Raw genomic sequence first — 7133 nt, 5'->3', positions numbered from 1 at the left:
AACATGTCACCTATAGCTTATAGGAAACATGTTGTCTAGGTGTTTTTTCTTTGTCTCACCAAATGGGGTCAGACCACCTATGATTCTACAGAAAGAATAGCGTTTTTTTTCATGCTATGGATACAAAATTATCTTAACTTGATAGTGATGTGGTGCTATCCCAACTTAGAATGTGAGTGCTCAATATTGAAGTAGTAAGTAGCTTAAAGACCTATTTGAATTTAATTGAATATAGATGTACAATAAGAACAAAGGGGAACATACGTTTTAATTAGGGGGGGAGATTATGACAAAGAAAGCGCTTTTAGTTATAGATGTTCAAAAAGGGATGTTTCAAGAAGGAAATGTTGTGCATAAGGGAGACAGATTACTACAAAATTTGAATGAATTATTAGCCAAAGCACGCTCTAAGGAGATACCAATCTTTTATATACAGCATAATGCACCTGTTGGGAAACCTTTAGAATGCGGAACAAACGGTTGGAAGATTCATCCAGAAATAACACCAACCAAAAAAGATGTCATCATTCAGAAAAGCACTCCAGATTCGTTTTTTAATACATCTTTAGAGGATGAACTCAAAAAACAAGGAATTGAACATTTATTTATCACTGGAATTCAAACAGAAGCGTGTGTTGATACAACTTGTAGAAGGGCATTTAGTATGGGGTATAAGGTTACTTTGGTTTCAGATACACATAGTACATGGGATTCTGAAGAAATCACTGCTGAACAAATTATTAACCATCATAATGGTGTGTTACGTTGGTTTGCTGATGTTTATTCAAGCATAGATATTAAATTTTGATTATACATAAATCTATTAAGTTAATGAGGACTTAGGTAAGACTACAAATATGAATTGAAAACGCACAGATTATAAAATCTGTGCGTTTTTGTATGTATTAGGAAACTTATTAAGGGTATCTTTGCCCATCCCCTCGAAATAGGGGAATAACAAGCGAACTATTAACAAAATCCTTATAAACAAAGGGTTTTAACTTCTTTAAAAAATAAGCATGTCAAAACATATACATTTCAATTGAAACATTTCAAATAATCATAAGTCGTATTTTTGAAATGAAAAATTCTAGATTTATAGCTATGTCATAAAGTGTATTTTTTGACATAGCTATAAATTTCTAATGCATTAAGCTAATTCCCCCATTTCGGGGTTTTGGGCAAAAACACCCTACTATGACTATACAGGTATTGAATATTTCGCAACAAAAGCTTGGAGAGCTAAAAACCCTCAAACACAAGAGTATCAAGAATTTATGCAGAAATACATTCGGAATATCAATATAAAATTTATAAAAGTAAAGGCTCATAGCGGTAATGAATTCAATGATTTAGCGGATCGCCTTGCAAAATATGCAACGAATCTATAAAAATAGTTAGGTATGAATCCTATAATTGAAATTTGTATATAATTTTACATACTGTATTAATTAATAAAAAGAAAACCGACCAACACCATCTTCAGGGGTTGCTTCTTTTGTTTACTCTTCGATACAATAGACATATAGAATACCGAAAAGAAAGGTGACTCTAACCATGAATCAACCTTTAGTGAATTTACGAATCGATTTTGCTTTTAAAGAATTATTTGGTGTACAAGGACAAGAAGAATTACTCGTTTCTTTTTTAAATGCAATCTTGCATGAGTCTTTATCTACACCGATTATATCGCTGAAAATTGAAGACCCGCATTTGCATAAAGAATATGAAGAAGACAAGTTATCCATACTAGATATACTTGCCACACTTCAGGACGGAACAAAGGTAAATGTAGAAATTCAATTGAAAAATACACAAGAAATTGTAAAACGTTCCTTATATTATTGGAGTAAATTGTATACGTCTCAATTAGAAAAAGGGATGTCGTATCGTTCTCTACGAAAGACCATTGCGATTAATATATTAGACTTTGATCTCTTTCCTAATTATGAAGAGATGCACACAGTTGGACCGTTTTGGAGTCAAGAGCAGAAACAAGTCTTACTGGATGATTTAGAAATACATTTTATTGAAATTCCAAAATTGCTTCAGCAATGGAGAGAAGAAAAAATTAATCTGTGGGAAAATGAATTTGCTCGTTGGTTACTCTTGTTACCGGCACATGAAGATGAACATTTAACCCACACATTGGAGGATATCGCCATGAAACAAGACCCAATGTTACAGAAGGCAATCCATAAATGGGAGAATATGAGTCAGAGTAGTTCATTCCGCTTAGCATATGAAGCTAGAGAAAAGGTATTATTTGATGAACAAGCTAAATTGGCACATGCTCGTGAAGTAGGAAAAGAAGAAGGGATTCAAGAAGGGAAAATTCAATTGATTCAAGGTATGCATAAAAATGGAATGAATATAGAAGATATAGCGAAGTTTACCAATATGGATGTTTCGGAAGTGCGTAATATTTTAAGACAATAACAAACATATATAAAGTCCATTTCTCTCCAGTGGCTTCAAAAGTAAAGAACCGTTGCCGTATGCCCTTTACGGGGTACCGCCAGCATTTCGGAAAATGCTGGCGGTACCCCGTATATAACTGTGTGGATCAACTTTTCAATTTATTATTTCATTTCAGCTTGGCTGGATATTTCCAATTCTTTTATGCTTATATCCTTTTAACATCTCTTTAGAAAATTGATTTGGATATAACTCATTTAACATAGCATATGGACTACCACCCCAAAACGTATCCAGAGGATATTGCAATCTTTGCTGTTTAATCCATTTTCCAGTATATATTTGCAGCAATGCTTCCTCAGATAATTTCTCCTTTTCTTCAATCGTCCATTTCAACGCTTCTAACGCGTTTTTCTTTGTCCAAAAATTATAGGGTGACACAGAGAATTCCCATCTTTTAAAACGTCCTGGATACAAAGAATTAAGCATATTAAATGGATTATTACCCCAAAATTTATTTAGTGGTACAGATAATTTATGCTTGTTAACCCATCTATGACTATATACTTCTTTCAAATGTTCTTCAGATAATTGTTCTTTTTCTTCAATTGTCCATCTCAACGCTTCTAACGAATTTTCTTCCGTCCAAAATCCATTTGAGGTTGTTGGCAATTCCCATTCTTTAAATCGATTTGGATATAGTTCATTTAGCATTGCGTAGGGACTATTTCTCCAAAATTTCTGACATAGACCGGATAAATTCTTCTCTTTTATCCAACGTTGACTATATATTTGTAAAAGTTGTTCCTCAGATAATTGTTCTTCTTCAATTATCCATCTCAGGGCTTCCAATCCGTTCTCCTTTGTCCAAAATTGATTAGGAGCACATTGAAATTGCCACTCCTTAAACTTTCCAAGATACAATGAATTAATCATCATATAAGGACTGCCTTTAAAGAACATATGACAGGGAGAAGCAAGTTTATGTTCCGCAATCCATTTTCCACTATATACTTCTAAGATTTCTTTTTCAGTCAATTGTTCTTTCTCTTCGATTGTCCATTTAAGAGCTTCCAATCCTTTTTCCTTTGTCCAAAAATTTAGAGGTGACATTTTCAATTCCCATTCTTTTAAAAGTCCTGGATATGCATCATTTAACATCTTGTAAGGACTGCTATTATATTTAGCAAGTACAGTTGTTAATTTCATCTTTTTAATAAATTTTTCAGTCCAACCTTTGCGAATATCTTGTATATCCCATAGTAAAACACTTTCAATTAAATACCTTGTAACACGTTTAGCCAATTCATTATTTACATCTTCACTCCAAGTGCCTGACGGAAACTTCTTTCTTTCTCCATCTAATATTTCTTGATATATCTCTTCAATTCTAACCGCAATCATTTCATCACTCATTTCAATCAAAGTTATTCCTGAAGATTTAAATAATAACTCTTCAATTTATTATCTAAATTTTACAACAATAATGCTAAACAGCATATTATTTTTTAAATCCGTTCGTAAAAGTACACGGGGTACGGAAACGATTCTGGGTATGAGGGGCCACTCTGGGATTTAATTACAAATAAAAAAAGAACTTTATTGGGGTACAGCCGAGATACGTGTAAAAATAGGGCATAGGCTTACTTTTATTACCAACTACGACCTATTGTGCTTATAGAGGTATTGTTTCTTCTATTGGATGAGGGATTTTTTGTAAATCAATTACATAATCGCTGAATTGTTTTATATGTCTTCGATTCACGAAAGAAAGCATATGAGGTGTAATAAAAATGAAAATACAAATTGTATTGTTTGACGGCTTCGGAGAGCTTGTCTCTTTCGCACCTTTTGAGGTACTCAAAAGAGCGATAGAAGAAGGAGCTCCATTTACGGTTGAACTAATATCAAGTGAACCAAAACAAGAAATTACTACTTCGTTTGGAGTGACAGTTAAACTAAATGATTTTTTACGAATGGATAATCGTCCAGATCTGTTAATTGTACCTGGTGGTGGCTGGAATCATAAAGCTGAACATGGGGCACGAAAGCAAGCTGAGCTTGGAACCCTGACCGAAATGATTAGAGAGATGCACAACGAAGGAACGATCGTTGCTGGAGTTTGTACAGGAGGTATGCTACTAGCTGCCTCCGGTATATTGAATGGTCGAAAGGCGACGATGCACTATTTGGCGCAAAATGAAATCATTGGATACGGGGCAGAGCTTCTTCGTTACAGAATTGTTGATCAAGGGAATATTATCACTGCAAGAGGAGTCACTTCAGGACTTGATTTAGGACTTTGGATCACGGAAAGGTTCGCAAGCCCCAAAATTGCAGCAGCCGTTGAATATAGAATGGAATATGAGAGACGAGGTGTTGTTTGGAGTTAATTTGAATTCTTTTTTATTGACTTAATCACAGGGTTCTTACTGTAGGCCGCAAAGTAGCTATTTTATACAGAGGAGAGACAAGCATGAAGAATGATTGGAAATAAAAGTAAGTCTATGGCCTATTTTTACACGTATCTCGGCTGTACCCCTTGTAGAGAATATACCCAAAATAAGGATATTGTTATAGAGTTTTTATAATTCAAGAGTATAATAAATGATGATATTAACATAAAAAGAAAGAGATGAATTATATGTATTCAGCTAATGAAAATTCGATAATAGGAGTATTAGATTCAGGAGTTGGAGGGTTAACAGTTGCTAAGGAAATTATGCGCCAATTACCAAAGGAAAGCATCTACTATATTGGTGATAATAAGCGCTGTCCATATGGACCAAGAAGTATTGAAGAGGTTAAAATTTTTACGTATGAAATGGTTTGTTTTCTCAAACAATTTCCATTAAAAGCTCTTGTTATTGCTTGTAATACAGCTTCAGCTGCTGCACTACAATCTTTGAAAGAGGAACTCACTATTCCAGTTATTGGTGTTATTCATCCAGGAGCAAGAGCCGCAATTAAAGTAACAAAGTATGGAAAAATTGGAGTAATTGGAACTTTAGGTACAATAAAATCTAATATGTATGCAGATGCTTTAAAGGAGCTTCATACAAATATAAAAGTACATAGTCTTGCTTGTCCTACATTAGCTACGGTAGTAGAAAATCGATTAGATGATAATGTGTATGTAGAGATACAAGTTAAACAAGCCTTATCCCCATTAACTAAAGAAGATATTGATACATTAATACTTGGCTGTACACATTATCCACATCTAGAATCATATATAAAAAAAGAACTAGGGGAAAATATTTCTATTATTAGTTCTGCAGAAGAAACAGCAATAGAATTAAGTACTGTTTTACAACATCAAGGCATCCTATCCGAACATTTCGAATCTAAACATCGCTTTTTCACAACAGGTTCGGTTTCATCCTTTGAGCATATTGCACAACGTTGGTTAGGGTATCAAGTTTCTGCGGAACTTATAAGTTTATCCAAAAATACCAAACTTCTAAGTACACAGATTATGTGAATAAAAAGTCCTTTCAGGTTTGAAGGGACTTTTTAAATTTCTAGAGACAGTGACTATTGATAATAGGACGTTATGTTAACCGAGCATGTATATGATATACATTGTTTCTTGTTCAATTAACTGGCAGTTTAGTTATATAAATAATTGGATATTCATGGTAAGATGGAGGTGAATGAGAGAAGAATTTATGGAGGTTACTCTATGGACTACAATCTTTTTAGAACTTTACCAGAAATACCAAATCCTAAGTACATTGTATTTAGTGATTTTGATGAAACGTACTTTCCTCACCAATTAACCGCCGAACGAAAAAGTCAAATACAAGCATTAGAACAGACTATCGTAGAAAAAAGTAGGGTTTCTGGTTTACTTTTTGGCTTGGTAACGGGTAGTAACATTGAGGCTGTTCTTGAAAAAATGAAGAGGGGTGGATTTCAGTATCTTCCTCATTTTATTGCAAGTGATTTGGGAACAGAAATTCATTATTTCAACAGGTTAAAACAAGGTGAAATTGATAAAGAATGGCTTAGCAGGTTTGATAATGGCAATTACCATCCTGATAAAATAAAAGAGATAGTTGATTTGTTAGCTTCTAAAAATATTGCTTTAAATAGCCAATCACAGATGGGTGCATCAAAATACAAAAGCAATTACTACTATTTCTACAAGAATGAAAAGGACGATCAATTAAACCTTAACCATATTAGACAAGTTGCTAGTGATTTTAAAATTAGTATCAACATCAATCAATGTAATCCTTTGGCTGGAGACCCAGAGAATGCATATGATATTGATTTTATCCCTTTAGGGACTGGAAAAGACGAGATTGTGAGATATATATTAGCAAAATTTAAGATAGACCGACAAAATGCAATTGCCTTCGGTGATAGTGGTAATGACTTAAAAATGTTACAGGCTGTAAAATTCGGTTATTTACTTGAGAATGCTACAAGTGAGGCAAAAAATGGACATGGACGTTTAACTATAGGTTCTTATTCAGAAGGGATACTTAACACCATTAAAGAACTAGTTGTGTAGGGTTCTGGTGCAAAAATAAATTATAAAAAAAGTAGGACCTGAATTTCCTACTAAATTACAGATTATGATGCGATACCAAACAATTTATCAATGAAATCTTTTTGATTTTGGGCAGACTTTACCCCTTGATGAAGTTGCTTCTTTTTCATCATATGCATCGCTTCTATGCCACTCAGTATGTAAGTGGCTGTAC

7 protein-coding genes and 1 pseudogene are annotated in these 7133 nt (G+C 33.8%); 6 read left to right on the top strand and 2 right to left on the bottom strand.

Annotated features, from left to right (window positions below; genetic code table 11):
- Positions 1–286 precede the first annotated feature (286 nt).
- The 3 genes from JDS96_RS29300 (at position 287) to JDS96_RS29290 (ending at position 2439) form a co-directional block, all read left to right on the top strand.
- Positions 287–808: a cysteine hydrolase family protein gene (locus JDS96_RS29300; RefSeq protein WP_199668933.1), complete on the top strand. Its 522-nt coding sequence runs from the start codon at positions 287–289 to the stop codon at positions 806–808.
- A 358-nt stretch (positions 809–1166) separates the two neighbouring features.
- A complete protein-coding gene (locus JDS96_RS32625) occupies positions 1167–1391 on the top strand; it encodes an RNase H family protein (RefSeq protein WP_307838216.1) in 225 nt (74 codons plus the stop codon).
- A gap of 166 nt (positions 1392–1557) precedes the next feature.
- Positions 1558–2439 (top strand): Rpn family recombination-promoting nuclease/putative transposase, encoded by an 882-nt coding sequence (locus JDS96_RS29290; protein WP_199668932.1) that lies wholly within the window; start codon positions 1558–1560, stop codon positions 2437–2439.
- 153 nt (positions 2440–2592) lie between these two features.
- Here JDS96_RS29290 and JDS96_RS29285 read toward each other — a convergent pair whose 3' ends face one another.
- On the bottom strand, positions 2593–3834 hold the full coding sequence (locus JDS96_RS29285) for a DUF4046 domain-containing protein (protein ID WP_242480021.1): 1242 nt from the start codon (positions 3832–3834) through the stop codon (positions 2593–2595).
- A 377-nt stretch (positions 3835–4211) separates the two neighbouring features.
- On the opposite strand from JDS96_RS29285, the gene JDS96_RS29280 reads away from it, so the two are divergent.
- The 3 genes from JDS96_RS29280 to JDS96_RS29270 all read left to right on the top strand — a co-directional run bounded on the left by JDS96_RS29280 (position 4212) and on the right by JDS96_RS29270 (position 6940).
- Positions 4212–4811 carry a DJ-1/PfpI family protein gene (locus tag JDS96_RS29280; protein WP_199668931.1) on the top strand — a complete coding sequence of 200 codons (600 nt, stop codon included), beginning with the start codon at positions 4212–4214 and terminating at the stop codon, positions 4809–4811.
- Positions 4812–5062: 251 nt separating this feature from the next.
- Positions 5063–5902, top strand: coding sequence for a glutamate racemase (gene racE / locus JDS96_RS29275; protein ID WP_199668930.1), 840 nt, complete (start codon positions 5063–5065; stop codon positions 5900–5902).
- 201 nt (positions 5903–6103) lie between these two features.
- Positions 6104–6940 carry an HAD-IIB family hydrolase gene (locus JDS96_RS29270; protein WP_199668929.1) on the top strand — a complete coding sequence of 279 codons (837 nt, stop codon included), beginning with the start codon at positions 6104–6106 and terminating at the stop codon, positions 6938–6940.
- Between the two features lie 62 nt (positions 6941–7002).
- Here JDS96_RS29270 and JDS96_RS32620 read toward each other — a convergent pair.
- Positions 7003–7133: pseudogene (locus tag JDS96_RS32620) on the bottom strand (IS6 family transposase); the annotation flags it as partial.

Origin of the sequence: Bacillus cereus group sp. N21 (assembly GCF_016483395.1) — a bacterium.
In the GTDB taxonomy this organism is placed as follows: Bacteria; Bacillota; Bacilli; order Bacillales; family Bacillaceae_G; genus Bacillus_A; species Bacillus_A pseudomycoides.
Note: the sequence above shows the minus strand (reverse complement) of the source record. Positions and strands in the feature narration are given on the sequence as shown.

Excerpts from the sequence above, each read along its gene's own strand:
- JDS96_RS29290 (WP_199668932.1), top strand. The coding sequence starts at position 1,558 with ATGAATCAACCTTTAGTGAATTTACGAATCGATTTTGCTTTTAAAGAA.
- racE (WP_199668930.1), top strand. The coding sequence starts at position 5,063 with ATGTATTCAGCTAATGAAAATTCGATAATAGGAGTATTAGATTCAGGA.
- JDS96_RS29300 (WP_199668933.1), top strand. The coding sequence starts at position 287 with ATGACAAAGAAAGCGCTTTTAGTTATAGATGTTCAAAAAGGGATGTTT.
- JDS96_RS29285 (WP_242480021.1), bottom strand. The coding sequence starts at position 3,834 with ATGAGTGATGAAATGATTGCGGTTAGAATTGAAGAGATATATCAAGAA.
- JDS96_RS29280 (WP_199668931.1), top strand. The coding sequence starts at position 4,212 with ATGAAAATACAAATTGTATTGTTTGACGGCTTCGGAGAGCTTGTCTCT.
- JDS96_RS29270 (WP_199668929.1), top strand. The coding sequence starts at position 6,104 with ATGGACTACAATCTTTTTAGAACTTTACCAGAAATACCAAATCCTAAG.